At 69.8% G+C, this 20,846-nt stretch carries 21 protein-coding genes and 1 riboswitch; of the genes, 13 read left to right on the plus strand and 8 right to left on the minus strand.

What is annotated here, in order from left to right:
• From ACFPQ9_RS11930 to ACFPQ9_RS11940, 3 genes are all read left to right on the plus strand, one after another.
• Positions 1-687, plus strand: a 687-nt coding sequence (locus ACFPQ9_RS11930; RefSeq protein WP_380851068.1) for a cytochrome c oxidase subunit I, incomplete at its 5' end; no start/stop codon positions are given.
• Positions 684-1,082, plus strand: a complete 399-nt coding sequence (locus tag ACFPQ9_RS11935; protein WP_380851071.1) for a cytochrome c oxidase subunit 4 — start codon at positions 684-686, stop codon at positions 1,080-1,082. The genes ACFPQ9_RS11930 and ACFPQ9_RS11935, both read left to right, overlap by 4 nt.
• A gap of 130 nt (positions 1,083-1,212) precedes the next feature.
• Complete coding sequence (locus ACFPQ9_RS11940) at positions 1,213-2,475, plus strand: L,D-transpeptidase (RefSeq protein ID WP_380851074.1); 1,263 nt, start codon at positions 1,213-1,215, stop codon at positions 2,473-2,475.
• 98 nt (positions 2,476-2,573) lie between these two features.
• On the opposite strand, the gene ACFPQ9_RS11945 is transcribed toward ACFPQ9_RS11940, so the two are convergent.
• Positions 2,574-2,975, minus strand: coding sequence for a response regulator (locus ACFPQ9_RS11945; protein ID WP_380851077.1), 402 nt, complete (start codon positions 2,973-2,975; stop codon positions 2,574-2,576).
• A gap of 145 nt (positions 2,976-3,120) precedes the next feature.
• Here ACFPQ9_RS11945 and ctaE point away from each other — a divergent pair, with 145 nt between their 5' ends.
• From ctaE to ACFPQ9_RS11975, 6 genes are all read left to right on the plus strand, one after another.
• On the plus strand, positions 3,121-3,741 hold the full coding sequence (gene ctaE, locus ACFPQ9_RS11950; protein WP_380851080.1) for an aa3-type cytochrome oxidase subunit III: 621 nt from the start codon (positions 3,121-3,123) through the stop codon (positions 3,739-3,741).
• 79 nt (positions 3,742-3,820) lie between these two features.
• Complete coding sequence (gene qcrC, locus ACFPQ9_RS11955) at positions 3,821-4,633, plus strand: cytochrome bc1 complex diheme cytochrome c subunit (protein WP_380851083.1); 813 nt, start codon at positions 3,821-3,823, stop codon at positions 4,631-4,633.
• Positions 4,630-5,679 carry a cytochrome bc1 complex Rieske iron-sulfur subunit gene (gene qcrA, locus ACFPQ9_RS11960; RefSeq protein WP_380851086.1) on the plus strand — a complete coding sequence of 350 codons (1,050 nt, stop codon included), beginning with the start codon at positions 4,630-4,632 and terminating at the stop codon, positions 5,677-5,679. The genes qcrC and qcrA overlap by 4 nt, the downstream gene beginning before the upstream one ends.
• Positions 5,676-7,313 carry a cytochrome bc1 complex cytochrome b subunit gene (qcrB, locus tag ACFPQ9_RS11965; RefSeq protein WP_380851089.1) on the plus strand — a complete coding sequence of 546 codons (1,638 nt, stop codon included), beginning with the start codon at positions 5,676-5,678 and terminating at the stop codon, positions 7,311-7,313. The genes qcrA and qcrB overlap by 4 nt, the downstream gene beginning before the upstream one ends.
• A 140-nt stretch (positions 7,314-7,453) precedes the next feature.
• Positions 7,454-8,518: an anthranilate phosphoribosyltransferase gene (gene trpD, locus ACFPQ9_RS11970; protein WP_380851092.1), complete on the plus strand. Its 1,065-nt coding sequence runs from the start codon at positions 7,454-7,456 to the stop codon at positions 8,516-8,518.
• Between the two features lie 75 nt (positions 8,519-8,593).
• Positions 8,594-8,710, plus strand: a riboswitch (SAM riboswitch).
• 145 nt (positions 8,711-8,855) lie between these two features.
• Entirely contained in the window at positions 8,856-10,223 is a 1,368-nt protein-coding gene (locus ACFPQ9_RS11975) for an aminotransferase class V-fold PLP-dependent enzyme (protein ID WP_380851095.1), read from the plus strand.
• On the opposite strand, the gene ACFPQ9_RS11980 is transcribed toward ACFPQ9_RS11975, so the two are convergent.
• From ACFPQ9_RS11980 to ACFPQ9_RS12010, 7 genes are all read right to left on the minus strand, one after another.
• Complete coding sequence (locus tag ACFPQ9_RS11980; RefSeq protein ID WP_380851098.1) at positions 10,178-11,365, minus strand: glycerate kinase; 1,188 nt, start codon at positions 11,363-11,365, stop codon at positions 10,178-10,180. The two genes, ACFPQ9_RS11975 and ACFPQ9_RS11980, sit on opposite strands and share 46 nt — an antisense overlap.
• 115 nt (positions 11,366-11,480) lie before the next feature.
• Positions 11,481-12,893 (minus strand): SLC13 family permease, encoded by a 1,413-nt coding sequence (locus tag ACFPQ9_RS11985; protein ID WP_380851101.1) that lies wholly within the window; start codon positions 12,891-12,893, stop codon positions 11,481-11,483.
• A 57-nt stretch (positions 12,894-12,950) separates the two neighbouring features.
• Entirely contained in the window at positions 12,951-13,613 is a 663-nt protein-coding gene (locus ACFPQ9_RS11990) for a response regulator transcription factor (protein WP_380851104.1), read from the minus strand.
• Positions 13,610-15,049, minus strand: coding sequence for a sensor histidine kinase (locus ACFPQ9_RS11995; protein ID WP_380851107.1), 1,440 nt, complete (start codon positions 15,047-15,049; stop codon positions 13,610-13,612). The genes ACFPQ9_RS11990 and ACFPQ9_RS11995 overlap by 4 nt, the downstream gene beginning before the upstream one ends.
• A 121-nt stretch (positions 15,050-15,170) precedes the next feature.
• Entirely contained in the window at positions 15,171-15,446 is a 276-nt protein-coding gene (locus tag ACFPQ9_RS12000) for a small secreted hydrophilic protein (protein WP_380851110.1), read from the minus strand.
• A gap of 82 nt (positions 15,447-15,528) precedes the next feature.
• A complete protein-coding gene (locus ACFPQ9_RS12005; protein ID WP_269642305.1) occupies positions 15,529-15,810 on the minus strand; it encodes an Lrp/AsnC family transcriptional regulator in 282 nt (93 codons plus the stop codon).
• Positions 15,807-16,568, minus strand: coding sequence for a rhomboid family intramembrane serine protease (locus ACFPQ9_RS12010; protein WP_380851115.1), 762 nt, complete (start codon positions 16,566-16,568; stop codon positions 15,807-15,809). Before ACFPQ9_RS12010 ends, ACFPQ9_RS12005 begins: the two co-directional genes overlap by 4 nt.
• A gap of 163 nt (positions 16,569-16,731) precedes the next feature.
• Here ACFPQ9_RS12010 and ACFPQ9_RS12015 point away from each other — a divergent pair, with 163 nt between their 5' ends.
• The 4 genes from ACFPQ9_RS12015 to ACFPQ9_RS12030 all read left to right on the plus strand — a co-directional run bounded on the left by ACFPQ9_RS12015 (position 16,732) and on the right by ACFPQ9_RS12030 (position 20,841).
• On the plus strand, positions 16,732-16,971 hold the full coding sequence (locus tag ACFPQ9_RS12015) for a hypothetical protein (RefSeq protein ID WP_062718960.1): 240 nt from the start codon (positions 16,732-16,734) through the stop codon (positions 16,969-16,971).
• A 37-nt stretch (positions 16,972-17,008) separates the two neighbouring features.
• Positions 17,009-18,352, plus strand: a complete 1,344-nt coding sequence (locus tag ACFPQ9_RS12020) for an NYN domain-containing protein (protein ID WP_380851118.1) — start codon at positions 17,009-17,011, stop codon at positions 18,350-18,352.
• A 211-nt stretch (positions 18,353-18,563) separates the two neighbouring features.
• Positions 18,564-19,598 (plus strand): C40 family peptidase, encoded by a 1,035-nt coding sequence (locus ACFPQ9_RS12025; RefSeq protein WP_380851121.1) that lies wholly within the window; start codon positions 18,564-18,566, stop codon positions 19,596-19,598.
• 229 nt (positions 19,599-19,827) lie between these two features.
• On the plus strand, positions 19,828-20,841 hold the full coding sequence (locus tag ACFPQ9_RS12030) for a C40 family peptidase (protein WP_380851124.1): 1,014 nt from the start codon (positions 19,828-19,830) through the stop codon (positions 20,839-20,841).
• Positions 20,842-20,846: the final 5 nt, after the last annotated feature.

Consider the following 20,846-nt stretch of genomic DNA (forward strand, 5'->3'; position numbering starts at 1 on the left):
ACGATGTGGAAGGGCTCGTTGTCCTTCGAGACACCGATGCTCTGGGCGGTCGGCTTCCTCATCACCTTCACCTTCGGTGGTCTGACGGGTGTCATCCTGGCCTCGCCGCCGATGGACTTCCACGTGTCCGACTCGTACTTCGTGGTGGCGCACTTCCACTACGTCGTCTTCGGCACCGTCGTCTTCGCGATGTTCTCCGGCTTCCACTTCTGGTGGCCGAAGTTCACCGGCAAGATGCTCGACGAGCGCCTGGGCAAGATGACGTTCTGGACGCTGTTCGTCGGCTTCCACGGCACCTTCCTCGTCCAGCACTGGCTGGGCGCCGAGGGCATGCCGCGTCGTTACGCCGACTACCTGGCGCAGGACGGCTTCACCGCCCTGAACACGATCTCGACGATCAGCTCGTTCGTGCTCGGCGCGTCGCTGCTGCCGTTCTTCTACAACGTGTGGAAGACCGCCAAGTACGGCAAGAAGGTCGAGGTCGACGACCCGTGGGGCTACGGCCGCTCGCTGGAGTGGGCGACGTCCTGCCCGCCGCCGCGGCACAACTTCCTCACCCTGCCGCGGATCCGTTCCGAATCCCCGGCGTTCGACCTGCATCACCCGGAGATCGCGGCGCTCGACCAGCTCGAGAACGCGCCTCACGGTGAGAAGGCTCTGGCTGGTGGCAAGGAGGCCGGCAAGTGAAGACTCAGGGCACGATGTTCGCCTGGCTGAGCGTGTTCATCCTCGCCATGGCGATCGTCTACGGCGTCTGGTCGAAGGAGCCGGCCGGTACCACGGCCCTCTTCCTGGCCTTCGCACTGTGCATCATGATCGGCTTCTACCTGGGCTTCACGGCCCGGCGGGTCGACGCGGGCGCGCAGGACAACAAGGAAGCGGACGTCGCGGACGACGCCGGCGAGATCGGGTTCTTCAGCCCGCACAGCTGGCAGCCGCTCTCCCTCGGGATCGGCGGCGCGCTCGCCTTCCTGGCGGTCGCGGTCGGCTGGTGGCTGCTGTACTTCTCCACCCCGCTGATCCTGATCGGTATCTGGGGCTGGGTCTTCGAGTACTACCGCGGTGAGAACCGCACCCAGTAGCACAAGCTGAGCTCACGGGAGCCCGGACACTCCGCCAGGAGTGTCCGGGCTCCGTCATGTGCCGTAATCGATGTCACCCGTACGTGTCGTCCGGCGCGCCGCCATTGACGTTGCTTCCTAGCGTGAAGCCATGAGCAAAACACCGAGCAAGAGCACCGTCCTGGGCTGCACGCTCCTGCTGATCGCGCTCGGCGCGAGCGCCGCCGCGTGCAGCAGCGACGGCGATCCGCTGTCCGCGGAGCCGTACGACGCGGCCGGCCAGATCGCCTTCAACGGCCCCTCGGGCGACGGCGAGAAAGCCGACCCCGACAAGCCGCTGGAGATCACGGCGTCGAGCTCCGACGGCCGGATCACCGACGTCACGGCCAAGGACGCCGCAGGACGCTACGTCACGGGCGAACTCTCCGCCGACGGCACTCGGTGGCACAGCACCTCCCCGCTGGCCGCCAACGCCCGCTACACCGTCCGCGTGAGCACCGAGGACGAGGACGGCGCCCCCGGCCGCAAGGTCCTCACCTTCGACACCAGCAAGCCGACCAGCAAGAAGCACCTGAAGGTGACGTTCGGCCCCAAGGCGGGCACGTATGGCGTCGGCCAGCCCATCACGGCCGAGCTGAGCCGGCCCGTCAAGGACCGGAACCAGCGGGCGATCGTCGAGCGGTCCCTGCGGGTCGACTCCGTCCCCGCGGTGGACGGCAACTGGCACTGGGTGGACGACAAGAAGCTCCACTACCGGCCCAAGGAGTACTGGCCCGCGGGCGCCACCGTCCAGGCCCGCAGCGACCTGGAGGGCATCCGGATCAGCGACCGCCTCTGGGGCGGCAAGGGCAAGCCCCTGAAGGTCACCATCGGCGACCAGGTCATAGCCGTCACGGACGCGTCCACGCACCAGTTGACGCTCTACCGCAACGGCGAGGAGGTGCGGTCCATACCCGTGACCACGGGCAAGCCCGGCTTCGAGACCCGCAACGGCGTCAAGGTGATCCTGGGCAAGGAGTACTTCGTACGGATGCGCGGCACCAGCATCGGCATCGCCGAGGGTTCCTCGGAGTCGTACGACCTACCCGTCTACTACGCCACCCGGGTGACCTGGAGCGGCGAGTACGTCCACGCCGCCCCCTGGTCGGTCGGCTCCCAGGGCTACGCCAACGTCAGCCACGGCTGCACCGGCATGAGCACCGCCAACGCCGAGTGGTTCTTCGACAACGTGCGCGAGGGCGACATCGTCAAGGTCGTCAACTCGTACGGCAACACGATGGAACCGTTCGGCAACGGCTTCGGCGACTGGAACCTGGACTGGAAGAAATGGCGCAACGGCAGCGCCTTGGTGGCCGGCACACCCGATGGCCCGAGCCCTGCGGAACGAGCCCGTCTGAGGCCGCAGAGCGTCTGAGTCGACCGGGCGGCGGAGCCGACCCGGCAGGGGCGCGGGGAACTGCGCGAACAGCCCCCACCGCCCGCAGCCGCACGATAACGTGCTGAACCGAGCTCTTAGGCGCTCTGCAGCCTCTTCGTGCGCAGCAGCGACGCCAGGGCCTGCGCGAACTCCACGGGCTCCACAGGGAGCGTCACAGCCGCCTCGGCCCGGCTCCACGTGGCCAGCCACGCGTCCTGGGGCCGCCCGATGAGCAGCAGCACCGGCGGGCAGTTGAACACCTCGTCCTTGATCTGCCGGCAGACCCCCATGCCGCCCATGGGCACGGCCTCACCGTCCAGGACGCAGACGTCGATCCCGCCCTTGTCCAGCTCCTTGACGACCGCTGAGGGGGTCGCGCACTCCACGAACTCCACCACGGGGACGTCCGGAGCGGGCCGTCGCCCGGTCGCCAGCCGCACCTGCTCGCGGGTGTTGGAGTCGTCGCTGTAGACCAGCACCGTGGCGGTCGGCTGCATGCTTCCTCCGAGACGTCAGTGTCGAACGGAAAGACCCGATGCGGCGGATGCTACTCCCTTGAACACCACGTCAACACCGGTTCGAACGGCCAAGACACTCCGAACGGCACCCCCCGGAGTGAGGGCGGGATAAGCGACCGACATAATGTCGGTCGTGGCGACAGCAACGACAGTAGAAACCGGGCACGCGCACCCGTCGGTCAACCGGCCGAACCTCACCAGCGTCGGAACCATCATCTGGTTGAGTTCCGAGCTGATGTTCTTCGCGGCCCTCTTCGCGATGTACTTCACCCTGCGATCGGTGACGGGACCCGAGTTCTGGAGTGAGAAGGCCGAGGCCTTGAACTTCCCGTTCTCGGCGACGAACACCACGATCCTGGTGCTCTCCTCCCTCACCTGCCAGCTCGGCGTCTTCGCCGCCGAGCGCGGTGACGTGAAGAAGCTCCGGGGCTGGTTCATCGTCACCTTCATCATGGGTGCGATCTTCATCGGCGGTCAGGTGTACGAGTACACCGAGCTGGTCCGGCACGAGGGCATCTCGCTCTCGTCCGACCCGTACGGCTCGGTCTTCTACCTGACCACCGGCTTCCACGGACTGCATGTGACGGGCGGACTCATCGCCTTCCTGCTGGTCCTCGGCCGTACCTATGCGGCCCGGAGGTTCACGCACGAGCAGGCGACCGCCGCGATCGTCGTGTCCTACTACTGGCACTTCGTCGATGTCGTCTGGATCGGCCTCTTCGCCACGATCTACATGATCAAGTAGCCGGGCCCGATCCCGCGCGCGTTCCACAACGCACCTAACAGAAGCATCGACGCAGAAGATCCTGACACCGGGGTAATCCGTGAAAAAGCTCTCCGCACGACGACGCCATCCGCTGGCGGCGGTCGTCGTCCTACTCCTCGCGCTGGCGTGCACGGGGGGGCTGTACGCCGTGTTCGCTCCCGCGGACAAGGCGCAGGCCGAGGAAACCGCCCAGTCCCTCACCATCGAGGAGGGCAAGAAGCTCTACACCGTCGGCTGCGCCAGCTGCCACGGAACCGATGGTCAGGGCACCTCCGACGGCCCGAGCCTGGTGGGCGTCGGCGCTGCCGCCGTCGACTTCCAGGTCTCGACGGGCCGTATGCCGGCCGCCACCTCCCAGGGCGCCCAGGTCCCGGCGAAGAAGAACATCTACTCGCAGGCCGAGATCGATCAGCTCGCGGCGTTCGTCGCCTCGCTGGGTGCGGGTCCGACCGTCCCCACCGAGGAGCAGTACGGCCCGGAGGGAGCGGACATCGCCAAGGGCGGTGAGCTCTTCCGGAACAACTGCGCCCAGTGCCACAACTTCACCGGCAAGGGCGGCGCGCTGACGAAGGGCAAGTACGCCCCGAGCCTCGAGGGTGTGGACCCCAAGCACATCTACGAGGCCATGCAGACCGGCCCGCAGAACATGCCGTCCTTCCCCGACACCACGCTGTCGGAGCAGAACAAGAAGGACATCATCGCGTACCTGCACGCGGTCAACAGCGACGAGACGGTCAACCCGGGTGGTCTGGAGCTGGGCGGCCTCGGGCCGGTCAGTGAGGGCCTCTTCTCCTGGATCTTCGGTCTCGGCGCCCTGATCGCGGTCGCCATCTGGGTCGCCGCTCGGACCGCAAAGGCCAGGAAGTCATGAGTAGCCAAGACATTCCAGACGAGAACCTGCCGGCTGGGCAGGACGCCACCATCGCGGTAGCGGACGAGAAGGACCCCTTCGCCGACCCCGGACTGCCGCCCCACGAGCACCGGATCCAGGACGTCGACGAGCGGGCCGCCAAGCGGTCCGAGCGCACGGTCGCCCTGCTGTTCACGGTCTCGATGCTCGCCACCGTCGGCTTCATCGCCTCCTACGTGGCGATCCCGCACGACAAGTCGATCTTCGTCTTCCCGATCGGTCACCTCAACGCGCTGAACTTCGCGCTGGGTCTGACCCTCGGTGCGGCGCTCTTCTGCATCGGCGCGGGCGCGGTCCACTGGGCCCGCACCCTGATGTCCGACGAGGAGGTCGCGGACGACCGGCACCCGATCGCGGCCGAGCCCGAGGTCAAGGCCAAGGTCATGGCCGACTTCAAGCAGGGCGCCAAGGAGTCGGCGCTGGGTCGGCGCAAGCTGATCCGCAACACGATGTTCGGTGCGCTGGCCCTGTTCCCGCTCTCCGGTGTCGTCCTGCTGCGTGACCTCGGTCCGCTGCCCGGGACCAAGCTGCGCCACACCCTGTGGTCCAAGGGCAAGCTGCTCGTCAACATGAACACCAACGAGCCGCTGCGTCCCGCGGACGTCGCGGTCGGCTCCCTCACCTTCGCCAAGCCGGAGGGTCTCGAGGAGCACGACCACGACTTCCAGAACGAGATCGCCAAGGCGGCCCTGATGATCATCCGGCTCCAGCCGGACGACATCAAGGACAAGCAGGAACTCGACTGGTCCTACCAGGGCATCGTCGCGTACTCGAAGATCTGCACCCACGTCGGTTGCCCGATCTCCCTGTACGAGCAGCAGACGCACCACGCGCTCTGCCCCTGCCACCAGTCCACCTTCGACCTCTCCGACGGCGCCAAGGTCATCTTCGGCCCGGCCGGTCACCCCCTGCCGCAGCTGCGCATCGGTGTGAACGACGAGGGCTACCTCGAGGCGCTCGGCGACTTCACGGAGCCCGTCGGTCCTGCATTCTGGGAGCGCGGATGAGCACTACAGAGACCACCGAGTCCCGCTCTCGCGGGAAGGCGCCGGCCGGCGAGCGCGTCGCCGACTGGGCCGACGGCCGCCTGGGGATCTACTCCCTGGCCAAGGCCAACATGCGCAAGATCTTCCCCGACCACTGGTCGTTCATGTTGGGTGAGGTCTGCCTCTACAGCTTCATCATCATCATCCTCACGGGTGTGTATCTGACGCTGTTCTTCCACCCGTCGATGAACGAGGTGGAGTACCACGGCTCCTACGTCCCGCTCCAGGGACAGCTCATGTCGGAGGCGTTCAGCTCCACGCTGCACATCTCCTTCGACGTGCGCGGTGGTCTGCTGATCCGGCAGATCCACCACTGGGCCGCGCTGATCTTCCTCGCGGGCATGTTCGTGCACATGATGCGCGTGTTCTTCACGGGCGCGTTCCGCAAGCCGCGTGAGATCAACTGGCTGTTCGGCTTCCTGCTGTTCGTCCTGGGCATGTTCACCGGTTTCACCGGCTACTCGCTCCCGGACGACCTGCTCTCCGGCACCGGTGTCCGCTTCACCGAGGGCGCGATCCTGTCCATGCCGATCGTCGGCACGTACATCTCGTTCTTCCTCTTCGGCGGAGAGTTCCCGGGCGTCGACTTCGTGGCCCGGTTCTACTCGATCCACATCCTGCTGCTGCCGGGCATCATGCTCGGTCTGGTGGTCGGCCACCTGATCCTGGTCTTCTACCACAAGCACACGCAGTTCGCGGGCCCCGGAAAGACCAACAAGAACGTCGTCGGCATGCCGCTGCTGCCGGTCTACATGGCCAAGGCCGGAGGCTTCTTCTTCCTGGTCTTCGGTGTCATCGCGGTGATCGCGGCGATCGCGCAGATCAACCCGGTCTGGGCCATCGGCCCCTACCGGCCGGACATGGTCTCCACCGGTGCCCAGCCCGACTGGTACATGGGCTTCGCCGAGGGTCTGGTCCGGTACATGCCGGGCTGGGAGGTCAACTTCTGGGGTCACACGCTGGTTCTCGGCGTGTTCATCCCGCTGGTGCTCTTCGGTCTGGTCCTGGCGGCGATCGCGCTCTACCCGTTCATCGAGTCCTGGGTCACCGGCGACAAGCGCGAGCACCACATCCTGGACCGCCCGCGCAACGCCCCGACGCGTACCGCGTTCGGCGTCGCCTGGGTCACGGTGTACATGATCGGTCTGGTCGGCGGTGGCAACGACCTGTGGGCCACCCACTTCCACCTGTCGATCAACGCGGTCACCTGGTTCGTCCGGATCAGCTTCTTCGCCGGACCGGTCCTCGCGTTCATCATCACCAAGCGCATCTGCCTCGGCCTGCAGCGCCGGGACAAGGACAAGGTGCTGCACGGCCGCGAGTCGGGCATCATCAAGCGCCTGCCGCACGGTGAGTTCATCGAGGTCCACGAGCCGCTCAGCCAGGACGCGCTGTACACGCTCACCGCGCACGAGCAGTACAAGCCGGCCGAGATCGGCCCGACCGTCGACGAGAACGGCGTCGAGCGCAAGGTGAAGGGCTCCCAGAAGCTCCGCGCCAAGCTCAGCCGGTCCTACTACGGCGAGGACGGCCAGATCCCCAAGCCGACGGTCGAGGAGTACAAGGAGATCACGAGCGGCCACGGCCACCACTGATCACTGTCAGCGCCACGCCACGGCAGAAGGGCCCCGTCCGGTCTTCGGACGGGGCCCTTCTCCGTGTCCCGGGGCTGGATAGGGTGGACCTGTTGAGACTCTCGTCCCGCACTGCGGGACGCCTGACCCTGGAGCGGCTTATGAGCGCTGTGACCCCCGCTGGAGGCGACACCGCGGCGGGCCGCTCCTGGCCCCTGCTGCTGAACGGTCTGCTGGACGGCCGGGACCTGTCCGCCGACGACACCGCGTGGGCGATGGACCTGATCATGCGCGGCGAGGCGACGGACGCGCAGATCGCCGGGTTCGTGGTGGCGCTGCGGGCCAAGGGCGAGACGGTGCAGGAGATCACCGGGCTCGTCCGCACGATGTACGAGCACGCGAACGTGATCGAGGTGCCGGGGCGGACCGTCGACATCGTCGGCACCGGCGGCGACGGCGCGAAGACCGTCAACATCTCCACCATGTCGGCGATCGTCATCGCCGGCACCGGCGCGAAGGTCGTCAAGCACGGCAACCGCGCCGCCTCGTCGGCGTCGGGCGCCTCGGACGTACTGGAGAAGCTCGGCGTCAATCTGGAGCTGCCCGTCGGGCGGGTCGCGCAGGTCGCCGAGGAGGCCGGGATCACCTTCTGCTTCGCGGTGAAGTTCCATCCCTCGCTGCGCCATGTGGCCGCGGCGCGCGGGCAGTTGGGCATCCGGACCACCTTCAACGTGCTCGGTCCGCTGACCAACCCGGCGAAGGTGCGGGCCCAGGCGGTCGGCGTCGCCGACCCGCGCATGGCGCCGATCGTCGCGGGCGTCTTCGCCGAGCGCGGCAACTCCTCGCTGGTGTTCCGCGGCGACGACGGCCTCGACGAGCTGACGACCACCGCCACCTCGCGGGTGTGGGTCGTGCGCGACGGCAAGGTGACCGAGGAGGCCTTCGACCCGCGCGACGTCGGCATCGAGCTGGTGCCCGTGGAGGCGCTGCGCGGCGCCGACGCGTCCTACAACGCCGAGGTCGCCCGGCGCCTGCTGGACGGCGAGACGGGCCCGGTGCGCGACGCCGTACTGCTGAACTCGGCCGCGGCGCTGGTGGCGCTTGAGCCCGGCGACGGGCCGCTGACGGAGCAGATCCGGGCCGGCATGGCGAAGGCGGCGGAGTCGATCGATTCGGGGTCCGCGAAGCGGACGCTGGAGCGGTGGGTCGCCGCCAGCAACAGCTAGGCCGCAGGGGATGTCGTCCCGCGATCCGGACACGGGTTGCGGGACGACGATCATTTCACGTACGTTCCTGTACCAGGTCATGAGTGACAGTCATGAGGCCCCGGCCGACTGTCCGGCAACCCTCCGTCCGTGGCGGGGTGCCCCGGGTGAAGACCAGGCCGTAGGCAGCGAGGTCTACGGCAAGCGCGGGCCCCTCTCGACACCAGGGGTCCTGGTCGTTCGAGGGAGTCTTCCGTGAGCAAGCGAATGCGATAGGGCCGCTGAGCCCCGCCTCCGCGCACCTTCCTTCTCTTTCTTCGCATGCCCTCAACGCGCATGCCTCTCACGGGAGTTCGCCATGTCTGTCGCCACCGCTGCCGCCGTTCAGTCCATTTGTGCTCCGCTGCCCGTTCTGGGGCGGGATGTCACCGTCCCGCTCGTCACAGGCGGCGAGGTCACCTACGCCGCGCTCGACTACGCCGCCAGCGCCCCCGCCCTCCAGCGCGTCTGGGACGACGTGGCCGCCTACGCGCCGTACTACGGCAGCGTCCACCGCGGAGCCGGCTACCTCTCCCAGCTCTCCACCGACCTGTTCGAGAACGCCCGCCGCACGGTCGCCGAATTCCTCGACTGCCGGGACGACGACCAGGTCGTGTTCACCCGGTCCACCACCGACTCGCTGAACCTCCTGGCCGCCGCCCTCCCGGCCGACTGCCAGGTCTTCGTGTTCGAGACCGAGCACCACGCCTCCCTGCTGCCCTGGCGTGACGCCGGCGTCACCTACCTCGACGCGCCCCGCACCGCCCGCCAGGCCGTCGAGACCCTGGAGCGCGCTCTCGCCGACCGTGACCCCTACGGCCCGGCCCTGGTCTGCGTCACCGGCGCCTCGAACGTCACCGGCGAGCTGTGGCCGGTGCGGGAACTGGCCGCCGCCGCGCACGCCCACGGCGCACGGATCGTCCTGGACGCCGCCCAGTTGGCCCCGCACCACGCGGTCGGCATCCGTGACCTGGACGTCGACTGGGTCGCCTTCTCCGGCCACAAGCTGTATGCCCCCTTCGGCTCCGGTGTGCTGGCCGGCCGCGCCGACTGGCTGCGCGCGGCGGAGCCGTACCTCGCGGGCGGCGGCGCCAGCCGCAAGGTGACCCGGCGCGAGGACGGCGGCGTCGACGTCGAGTGGCACGACAGCGCCGCCCGGCACGAGGCGGGCTCCCCGAACGTCATCGGCGCCTACTCCATCGCCTCCGCCTGCAAGGCCCTCACCGAGGCCGGCTTCGACGAGCTCGTGGCCCGTGAGCAGTACCTGATCGAGAAGGTCAGGTCCGGCCTCGCCGAGGTGCCCGAGGTGCGGATCCTCTCCCTCTTCGGCGACGACGCCCCGCGCGTCGGCGTGATCTCCTTCGTCGTCGCGGGCTGGAACAGCTCCCACTTCGCCGCCGCCCTCTCCGCCGAGTACGGCATCGGCGTCCGCGACGGCCTGTTCTGCGCCCACCCGCTGGTCCGCACACTCCTCGGCAGCGACCCGCAGGCCCAGGGCGAGTGCGGTGCCCCGGAGGCGGCTCCCGGCGAGAAGTCCCTCAACGCCATCCGCGTCAGCTTCGGCGCCGGGACGCCGGACGAGCACGTCGAGCGGTTCGTGAACGCCGTCAAGGAGCTCGTGACGGACGGCGCGAAGTGGAACTACCGCACCGAGGACGGCCGTTGCGTGCCGGACACCTCCGCGTGAGCCGGTAGCCGGGCGCCCAGCAGGATCATCCGCAGGGCGCGTTCGGTGGCGTCCGTGAGCAGTTCGGAGGCCCGCACCAGGGCCTCCGCCAGGGCCATCGGCGCGGGCAGGATGCCGCTGAACGCGTCGACGCCGGGCACGTCGTGCGCGCCCTCGCCCAGCGTGCCCGCGAGCGCCAGCACCGGGCGGCCGTACAGCTTGGCCCGGCGGGCCACCTCGGCCGGGACCTTGCCGTGGGGTGTCTGGCGGTCCAGGGCGCCCTCGGCGGTGACGACCAGGTCGGCGCGTGCCAGACGGGCGTCCAGGTCCAGATGGTCCAGGAGCACATCGAAACGGGGGAGCAGGCGGGCGCCCAGCGCGGCGAGCCCGGCGCCCAGCCCACCGGAGGCCCCGGTGCCGGGGCCGTGGCGCAGGTCGGCGCACCCCAGATCGCGGGTCAGGGCGTCCGCCCAGTTCTCCAGCCCCGCCGACAGCTCCTCCACCTGCGCGGACGTCGCCCCCTTCTGCGGACCGAAGACACGGGCCACGCCGCGCTCACCGCAAAGAATGTTGTACGGGTTGCAGGCGACCAGCAGCTCGACGTCCCGCAGCCGCGGGTCCAGGCCGGCCGGATCGATGCGAGCGAGTCGCGTCAACTCCCGCCCACCATACGGAAGTTCAAACCCATCGGCGTCCAGCAGCCGCGCGCCGAGCGCCTGGAGGGCTCCCGCGCCCCCGTCGGACGTACCCGAGTCACCGCAGCCGACCAGGATCCGCTGTACGCCCGTGTCGAGCGCGGCGCGGATCAGCTCGCCGACGCCGTACGTCGTCGTTGCCCCCGGATCGCGCAGGGCGCGGGGCACGAGGGACAGCCCGGCCACCGCCGCCATCTCCACGACCGCCGTGTCCCGGGAGCGAAGCAGCGCGAAGTGGGTGCCGACCGGTTCGCCGACGGGGCCGGTGGCGGGCAGCGCGACGAGCCGCCCACCGGTCACGGCGGCCAGGGTGGCAGCAGTGCCCTCGCCCCCGTCCACCAACGGAATCACGTCGATGAGAGCCTCCGGCAACACCCGCCGCACACCGTCAGCGATGGCATCGGCAGCGGCTTGGGCGGACAGCGACTCCTTGAATCCACTGGGGGCGACGACGACGCGGCTCAACATCAGAGGGCTCCTAACCAGGTCAGAGAACTGCAACGCCCTCTTTCTCGGGGGCGCGGGGAACTGCGCGACCAGCCACGACGGCGCAGCAGACAACCGACAACCGATCGCGGCACTCTCATCTCGTCACCGGCACACCCAGCACCGGCCACACCACAACGGCGAACAGCAGAACCAACCCGGCAGTCAGCGGAGCCAAGACGGCAGACAGCCGCAACAGATCACGCGGGGTATAAGTCGGCGTCCCGGGAAGGTCGGAAAAGAGAGTCACCGGCTTCGCGGAAGCCGGCAGCGTATGGCAGAACCCCGCCGCCGCAGTCGACGCAAGCGCCGCAGCCACCGGATTCACCCCGGCCCCCACAGCCGCCGCGACCACCAACGGCACCAGCACCGACGATCGGGCGGACCGCGACTGAAGGACCAGATGGGCCGCCGTACTGACCGCGATCACCACGCCCAGGAACAGCAGCGGACTGACGCCCACCGGAAGCCCCGCCACCAGCCACTTCGCCGCCCCGGAATCGGCCAGCGCCACCCCCATCGCCATCGTCGCCGCCATGAACAGCAGCAGCGCCCAGGGCACAGTCCCCAGCGCATCCTTCAGACGCACCGTCCCGAGCGCCGGCGAGGCCGCCACCACCGCGCCGATCAGCGCCACGACCGCGGGCGGCACCCGGTGCAACGGCTCGCTGCACCACAGCAGCACCACCGTCCCCAGCAGCAGCGCGCACCGCTTCTCGGCCTGCGACCAGGGCCCGGCGACCGGGCGCTCGCTGTGCTCCTGGATCTCGGCGGCGGTGATGCGCACCGCCCCTTTGCGATCCGCCCGCCGGGTCGTGGTCAGGAGTACGGCCTCGGCGGCCAGATGGGAGGACGCCACGGCGAGCGGCAGACCCAGCAGCAGCCACTCGGTGAAGCCGATCCGGTCACCCGTGGCCTGCCACAGCACCGACACGGTGATCAGATGCGCGCCCGCCCCGATCAGGGTCGCCACCGCCGACAGCAGGATCACGGTCGGGAACAGCAGCGCCAGCATCACGACCAGTCGGCGTCGATCGGCCAGCGCCTTCGCCAGCGCCAGGAACACCGGCAGCGCGAGGGCCGCGCGCCCCGAGGTGGCCGGCACCGCGAACGCCGTGACGACCAGCGCGGCGGTGGTCAGATGCACCAACTGCCGCACCGTGCGCGCCCCGCCGACCAGGAACGCCGCCGCCCGGCCCGAGAGCCCCGTCCGGGTCACCGCCGCCGCCAGCACGAAGGCGCAGATCAGCAGCCACACCGTGGAGTCGCCGAGGGTGCCGAAGAGCGTGTCGCTGCTGATCACCCCGGTCACCGTGAGCGCCAGCCCGGCGCCGAGCGCGATGTATGTGTCGACGGGCGTGGCGATCCAGGCACAGGTCGCCAGGGCGAACACGGCGAGGGTGAGGCGGGCGTCGCCGCCGAGCCCCGTGAAGTTGCCGGGCACCGCGAGCAGCGCGCACAGCGACAGCGCCCCGCACAGGGTCGCGAGGAGACGGAGGTTCAGGGTCACGTCATCGAGGGTTCACCTGAGCCGTGAGCCCTCGATGAGCGGTACATGAAGGGGACTTCACGCGGGCAGCCGGTACCCCACGCCGCGTACCGTCTCGACCCGCTCGGCACCGAGCTTCTTGCGCAGCGCCCGCACGTACACGTCCACGATGTTGGAGCCGGGGTCGAAGTCGTAGCCCCACACGTGCGACAGGATCTGCTCGCGGGACAGTACCTGGCCCGGATGCCTCAGGAACAGCTCCAGGAGCACGAACTCACGGGCCGTCAGATCGACCGTCCGTTCCCCGGAACGGGCCCGCCGGGTGCGCAGGTCCAGGGTGAGCGGGCCGGACCGCAGCACCGTCACCTCGGGCGCCCGCGCCGCCGTACGCAGTCGCAGCCGTACCCGGGCGAGCAGTTCCTCGAAGCGGAACGGCTTGGTCATCCAGTCGTCGGCGCCGCCCTCCAGACCGGCCACCGTGTCCCGTACGGAGTCCCGCGCGGTCAGTACGATCACCGGGACCGTCACCCGGGCCTCGCGCATCTCGCGCAGCACCGTGAAGCCGTCCCGGCCGGGCAGGCCGATATCGAGGAGCACCAGGTCGAAGGCGCCTGTGACGGCGTACTCGTACGCCGCCTCGCCGTCGCCGACGACCGTGGTGGTGAAGCCGTTGGAGCGCAGCCCCTTCTCCACGAAGGAGGCGATGCGCTCCTCGTCCTCCACGATGAGGATCCGGTTCATGTCTGCCCCTCTCCCAGTGCCAGTACGAAGGTGGCGCCGCCGCCCTCCGTGGCGCGCAGCCGCACCCGGCCGCCGTGCGCCTCGGCGATGGCCCGGACGATCGACAGTCCGAGCCCGGCACCGGAGCCCCGGGCGCCGCGCCGGGACGTGCCGCGCCGGAACCGTTCGAAGATCAGGTCGGCGTCCTGCGCCTGGACACCGCACCCGGAGTCGGCGACGTACAGCTCGATGGCGGTCCCCTCGGCACGGGAGCCGATCCTCACCGCCTGCCCGGGCGCGGTGTGCTGCACGGCGTTCTGGGCGAGCTGGACCATCGCCTGGGTGATCCGCTGGGCGTCCAGCTCGGTCTCGACGTCGGCCACCTCGGCGAGCTGCCAGTCCCGCTCGCCGAGGGTGCGGGCCTTGACGTAGACGTCGGCGGTGAGCTCGGCGAGCTGCACCGGCTCCGGGGCGACGAAGTCGGGGCGCTCGGCCTTGGCGAGCAGCAGGAGGTCCTCCACGATGCGGCTCATCCGGTCCAGTTCCTCGGTGACCAGCCGTATCGTCTCCTCGCGCTCGGCCGGATCGTCGCCCATCAGCTCCAGATGGCCCCGCACGATGGTGATCGGCGTGCGCAGCTCGTGCCCCGCGTCGTCGACGAACTCCCGCTGGGCGGCGAAGGCGCGCTCCAGCCGGTCGAGCATCGCGTTGAAGGTCTCCGCGAGCGCGGCGATGTCGTCGCGTCCGTGCACCGGGATACGGCGGGTGAGGTCCTGCTCGGTGAGCTGCGCGGCCGCGGTGCGCACCAGCCGTACGGGCTTGAGGATCCGGCCCGCGACCGCCCAGCCGATACCGGTCGTCAGCAGCAGGGCGACGCCGGAGATGGCGAGCAGGATGCGGAACTCCTCGTTCACTGCGGCCTGCTGGCGCCCGGGGTGGAAGGCGACGACGAACGCGGCCTCGGTCTCGCCGCCCGCCCGCGCGACGGCGACCTTCGCCCAGCGGATCTCGCCGGAGGACCGGTCGAGGGTGCCCGTGGAGTCGGGGGAGTCGAAGATACGGCGGCGGGCGGCGGCGTCCTCGTGCAGCGGCACGGCCACCGGGATCTCGCGCGGCTGGATGATCTGGGCCGGGGTGGCGCCCGCCCGGCCCACCAGGCCGATCAGCTCCTCGTCGGGGTCGGCGTACTGCCGTACCAGGAACTCGCGCAGCAGCCGGGAGGGGTCGGTGAACGGCCGGCCCGTCTCGGGGTCCACGCCGCGCTCCTCGAAGTTGGCGAACTCGCCGGCCTCCTGCGCGAGCAGCCCGTCGGCCCGGTGATCGACGTCCCGCAGCAGGATCGACCGCGTGGTCGTGGCCACGGACACCAGCCCCACGGCCATCACGAACAACAGCCACAACAGAATGCGAACCCGCGCGGAAACCCGCCGACGCGCGGGGTTGGAGGGCGTTGCCATAAACACCGTTCCTCACAGCCGCGCCCGATAGGCGGCGCAGCCGCCTTCAAGGGGCGCGGGGAACTGCGCGACCAGCCACAGCGAACCCGCAGACGGACGATCACGGCTCTGGGCAACGCCCTCAGCCTTCGTCGCCGGCCTCACCACGATCGTCGTCATCGTCGTCGTCACCCGCGGAGCCGTCGGTCACCGGCGGACGCGAGACGACCTCGTCACTCGGCGTCGGCGTAGGCGCGGACCGGCTGGGCGTCGGCGTGGGGGAGCCGCTGTCCAGCTCCACCCGGGACGGCACCTCCGGCGACTTCGGCTGGTCGGTGAGGGCGAAACTGGTCGCGGCGATGCCCAGCGGGATCGCCACGACGGCGGCGAGGGCCGCGATCCGGTGCGTGAAGGCCATACGGGCGATCCTGCCCACCGCTTCCGGCGCTCAGGATGAGCCCAGGATGAAGAACTCCTCATCCTGGACGGCGCCCCCGGCGTCAGCTGTCCAGGCCGATGGCGAACGCGGCCTCGATGTCGTGCTGGGAGTAGGTGCGGAACGCCACGTGCGTGTCGGTGCCCTCGACGCCGGGGATCTTGCTGATCCGGCCGGGGATGACCTCGGCCAGCTCCTCGTGCTCCTTCACCCGCACCATGGCGATCAGGTCGTAGGTGCCGGTGACGGAGAAGACCTCGGTCACGTTCTCCAGCGAAGCGATCCGCTCCGCGATCTCGGGGATCCGGTCCACGCTGGTCTTGATCAGGACGATCGCGGTGATCACGGCTGGTTCTCTCCCTCGGGGGCCGGAGCTGGGGCGGCTTTCACTCTAGTGGGCCGCCCGAACCGGGCCCACGCGTAGCCGAAGCCCAGGCCGAAGCCGACCAGGTGCGCCAGATACGCCACGCCGGGCCCCTGCGCCGCCCGCCCGGCCGCCACCCACTGAAGGGCTGCCCAGAAGGGCAGCACGACCCAGGCCGGGAAGCGCAGCGGCAGGAAGAGCAGGAACGGCAGCAGGCTTGTCACCCGCGCTCCGGGGAAGAGGAACAGGAACGCGCCGAGGACGGCCGAGATCGCCCCGGACGCGCCGACCAGGGACTGAGTGGAGTCGTCGTTGGCGGCGGCGTAGCCCAGCAGGGCCAGATAGCCGCAGCCGAGATAGAACAGCGTGAACTGGACGCGGCCCATCCGCTCCTCGGTCATCGCGCCGAAGACGTAGAGGAAGAGCATGTTGCCGAGCAGGTGCACCCAGCTGCCGTGCACGAACAGGGCCGTCGCCGGAGTCAGGGCGGCCCGGGGCGCGCCCTCGAACAGTTCCGCGGGCACCACTCCCCAGTGGTGGAAGTAGGCCCGCTGAGCCGCGAGGAGCTCCTCGCCGGAGCCGTACGCCGGATTGAGTCCCGCCGCCGGGCTCAGGAGGAAGAGCAGGCAGCACAGGGTGATCAGCCCGTATGTCACCGGCGCCGACGACCCGACGGCCACGCGTCCTGCGGCCCTGCCGAACCGAGCCCGGAAATGCGCCACGCTCCAGTTGCCGATCATGAACACAGAGCATGGCGTAACGGGACGCACTCGCACAGACCGCCTCGCCGCCGTGGACGGACGGGCGGCGAGTACCCGCCAGGCCGTAGGGTTACGAGCCACACGCGCCGGAGCCCGGCGCGTCGCCGACAATAGAAGTCCTACAGGAAAGAGCGCAGTCACGATGACGGTTCCCCTGCCGACCGACACGACGCGGTGGCGCTGCACCCTCTGCGGCAACCTCACGCGCTTCGACGTGACGCGTTCGTCCAGGGTCGTGGAGTACATGCACCTCGATCTGGCCGGCGAGCCGAAGGTCGAGGAGCGCGAGGTGCTCAGTGAGACGATCGAGTCGGTGCGCTGCCGCTGGTGCAATGCGGTGGACAAGGTGGAACTCGTGGACAGGCCGGGTGCCGGCTCCTGACGGGAGCCGGCCCCGCACACGTATTGGGGTGTGACGGATGGTGGAGACACAAGGCGGGGGGCCGGGCGACGGCGCCGCCGAGGTGCTCGACCGTCCGCTGCCCGACGGCGTACGGCGCAAGGTCGTACAGATCGTGTCCGACGGCTTCGGCGGGCTCACGGTCGGCGAACTGCCCGCGCAGCTGCGCCAGTACGCCAGGTTCGCGCCCAACCGGCGGGCCAAGTTCGCGGGCAACGCGATGGCCGCCGCGCTGGAGACCGATCCGCTGTTCCGCCAGCGCATCGGGGAGAAGCTCAGAGAGGCCCAGCCGGAGCTCACCGGCGCTCTCGACTCGGGATCGGCCCCTCCGGCCGCGGATCCGCTGGACGTGGCGGCCGCGGCCTATGTTCTGCGCCCCACCGGCTGGGTCAAGCTGGTCACCGCGGCCGGCGAGGAGGCCCAGCGGGCCGATGCCGAGCGCGCCGACGACGAGGCCCGCGCCGAGCTGGAGCGGCTGCGCGAGGAGCTCGACCACGCCCGGGAGCAGACCCGGCACGAGACCGAGCGGCTGCGCACCGAGTTGGACGCGGCGAAGAAGGAAGCCGAATCGCTTCACCGGAAGCTGCGCTCCGCCCTCAGTGACGTCAAGCGCGGCGAGGCCGCCCTGCGCAAGGTGCAGAACGAGATCGAGACCGTGCGCGCCGAGGGGCACACCCAGGTCTCCGCGGCCGAGAGCGAGACCCGCCGGCTCAAGGCGCGGCTCGGGGAGGCCGAGGCCGCCCTGGAGGCCACGCGCAGAGCGGCACGCGAGGGGCGCAGTGTCGAGGACATGCGCGTCCGGCTGCTTCTGGACACCCTGCTGGACGCCACCCAAGGGCTGCGCCGGGAGCTGGCGTTGCCGCCGGTCTCCGTACGCCCCGCCGAGACCGTGGACGCGGTCGAACCGGGACGAATGACCCCGAAGGACATCGCCGCGCGGGCCCTGTCCGAGAACGATCCGGCCATCCTCGACCAGCTTCTCGCCCTGCCGCAGGCCCACTTGGTGGTCGACGGCTACAACGTCACCAAGACCGGCTATCCCCAGATGCCCCTGGAGAAGCAGCGCCTCAGGCTCCTCGGGCAGCTCTCGCAGCTCGCCGCGCAGACCGGCGCCGAGGTGACCTGTGTCTTCGACGGGGCCGAACTGGCGGCGCCGGTGCTGCTCGCGCCGCCGCGCGGCGTACGGGTCCTGTTCTCCAAGCCGGGCGTGACCGCCGACGAGCTGATCCGCCAGCTGGTGCGCGCCGAGCCGCCCGGCCGTCCGGTCATCGTCGCCTCCACCGACCGCGAGGTCGCCGACGGAGTGGCACGCGCCGGCGCACGACCGGTGGCTTCTGCGGTGCTTCTGAAGCGCCTGTCCTGAATCGGGCAACGTGCACGGGCAACGCCCGAATTGGCCCGGTCGTCACGCAACGTAGCGTCAACCGCGCATCACACCATGTGAGTTGTGTGTAAAGAATGATGTGTGTGACGAGATTTTTCCTGTGAGGATTTGATCTGATCACAAGAGGGTCACTAGGGTCTGGCGTCGAACCTCCGAGCGGGTGATCACTCACAAGAAGGGTTTCACCTCAGTGGCGTCCCACCGTCGACCGAAGCAGCCGAGCCGAGCACGTGTGACCGTGCTGACCACAGCGGCGGCTGCAGCCGTGGCCATCAGTTCGCAGGCGGCCAACGCTGCCCCCAGCGAGAAGCCGAGCAAGGACGAGGTCAAGGCCAAGGTCGACAAGCTCTACGAGGAGGCCGAGCAGGCCACCGAGAAGTACAACGGCGCCAAGGAGAAGCAGGAGAAGCTCCAGAAGGAGATCTCCACCATCCAGGACAACGTGGCCCGCGGTCAGGAAGACCTGAACGAGCTGCGTGACTCCATGGGCCTGGCCGCCGCCGCCCAGTACCGCACGGGCAGCATCGACTCCTCCCTCCAGCTGTTCCTGTCGTCGAACCCCGACGACTACCTGGACAAGGCGTCCACCGCCGACCAGCTCAGCGCCCAGCAGGTCGAGTCGCTGAAGAAGGTCCAGGAGAAGCAGCGCGAACTCGCCCAGCAGCGCGCCGAGGCCGCCGAGAAGCTCAAGGACCTCTCCTCCACCCGCGCCGAACTGGGCAAGAAGAAGAAGCAGGTTCAGGGCAAGCTCGCCGAGGCCCAGAAGCTCCTCAACTCCCTGACGGCCGCCGAGAAGGCCGCACTCGCCGCCGAGGAGTCCCGCGCCAGCCGTTCGGCCGCCGACCGGGTCGACCTCGGCAACACCGGTGCCGCCTCCGGCCGCGCCATGGCCGCCTTCCAGGCCGCCCAGAGCGTCATCGGCTCGCCCTACGTCTACGGCGCCTCCGGCCCGTCCTCCTTCGACTGCTCGGGCCTGACCTCCTGGGCCTTCGCCCAGGCCGGCGTCTCCATCCCGCGCACCTCGCAGGCCCAGGCGACCTACGGCACGCAGATCTACAGCCAGTCCGAGCTCAAGGTCGGCGACCTGGTCATCTTCTACGGCGACCGCCACCACGTCGGCTTCTACGCGGGCAACGGCCAGATCCTGCACGCCCCGCGCACCGGCACGGTCGTGCGCTACGAGTCGATCAACAACATGCCGTTCCAGTTCGGCGTCCGCATCTGATCCCGGCTGGACGCCTGCAAGATCAACACAGGGTGCCGCCCGAACGAGCGAATTACGGAACCCCCGCCTGACCCCACGCCCCGCCGATGACCTGCGTCAGAGGCGGGGCGTCACTTTGTGTGTCCGGCACGGTCGTTGGTCGGCGCCCCCGCACGGAGCTACTGTCTGCCGCGTTTCCCCGACGCCGGGGAAATGGTCCTGTCCGCCAGCGGAAGGAGAGCGGCTTCCCGTGGGGTCCCATCGTCGCCTTGCATCGCCCGGGTTCGACCGTGGCGCCAACGCAGCGCTCTGCGTCATGTCCGCCGCCGCCGCGGCCTTCGGGGTCACACCGGCCACGGCCGCGCCCCAGGACGACACCAGGGCCAAGGTCGACAAGCTCTACGAGGAGGCCGAGAAGGCCACCGAGGCCTACAACAAGGCCGACGAGCGCGCCGACGGCCTCCGCGAGCAGGTGAACCGGGCCCAGGACCGCATCGCCCGGCAGCAGGAGCACATCAACTCCAAGCGGGACGTGCTCGGTTCGCTGGCCGGCGCCCAGTACCGCTCCGGCGGCCTCGACCCCTCCCTCGCCCTGCTGCTCTCCGACGACCCCGAGGACTACCTCGACAGGGCCGCCGCGCTCGCCCGTATCACCGCGCACCAGGCCGCCCAGCTCAAGGAGCTCCAGGACGCCATGCGCGCGCTGGCCCAGGAGCGTGCCGAGGCGGCCGGGAAACTCGTCGAGCTGGAGAAGAGCCGCAAGGCCGTCGCCGCCCACAAGCGGACCGTCGAGCGCAAGCTCGCCGAGGCCCGCAGACTCCTCAACTCCCTGACGGAGAGCGACCGCGCCGCCTACGACCGGGCCTCGCGCTCCGGCCGGACGGACCTGCCCGACTTCGGCAGCGCCGTCCCGGCCTCGGGCCGGGCGGCGGCCGCCGTCGCCGCCGCCCAGTCCGCGCTGGGCAGACCGTACATCTGGGGCGCCAACGGGCCCTCCGGCTTCGACTGCTCGGGCCTGATCCAGTGGTCGTACGCCCAGGCCGGCGTCTCCCTGCCGCGCACCTCGCAGGGCCAGCGGTACGCCGGCCGGCAGGTCCCGCTCTCCGAGGCCCGCCCCGGCGACGTCGTCACCTATCGCTCCGACGCCAGCCATGTCGGGATGTACATGGGCAACGGCCAGGTGATCCACGCGCCCTACCCCGGCGCACCCGTGCGTTACGACCCGGTGGGCATGATCCCCGGGGCGACGGTCACCAGGGTCTGACCTCC

Origin of the sequence: Streptomyces coerulescens (assembly GCF_042657965.1) — a bacterium.
Taxonomy (GTDB): Bacteria; Actinomycetota; Actinomycetes; order Streptomycetales; family Streptomycetaceae; genus Streptomyces; species Streptomyces coerulescens.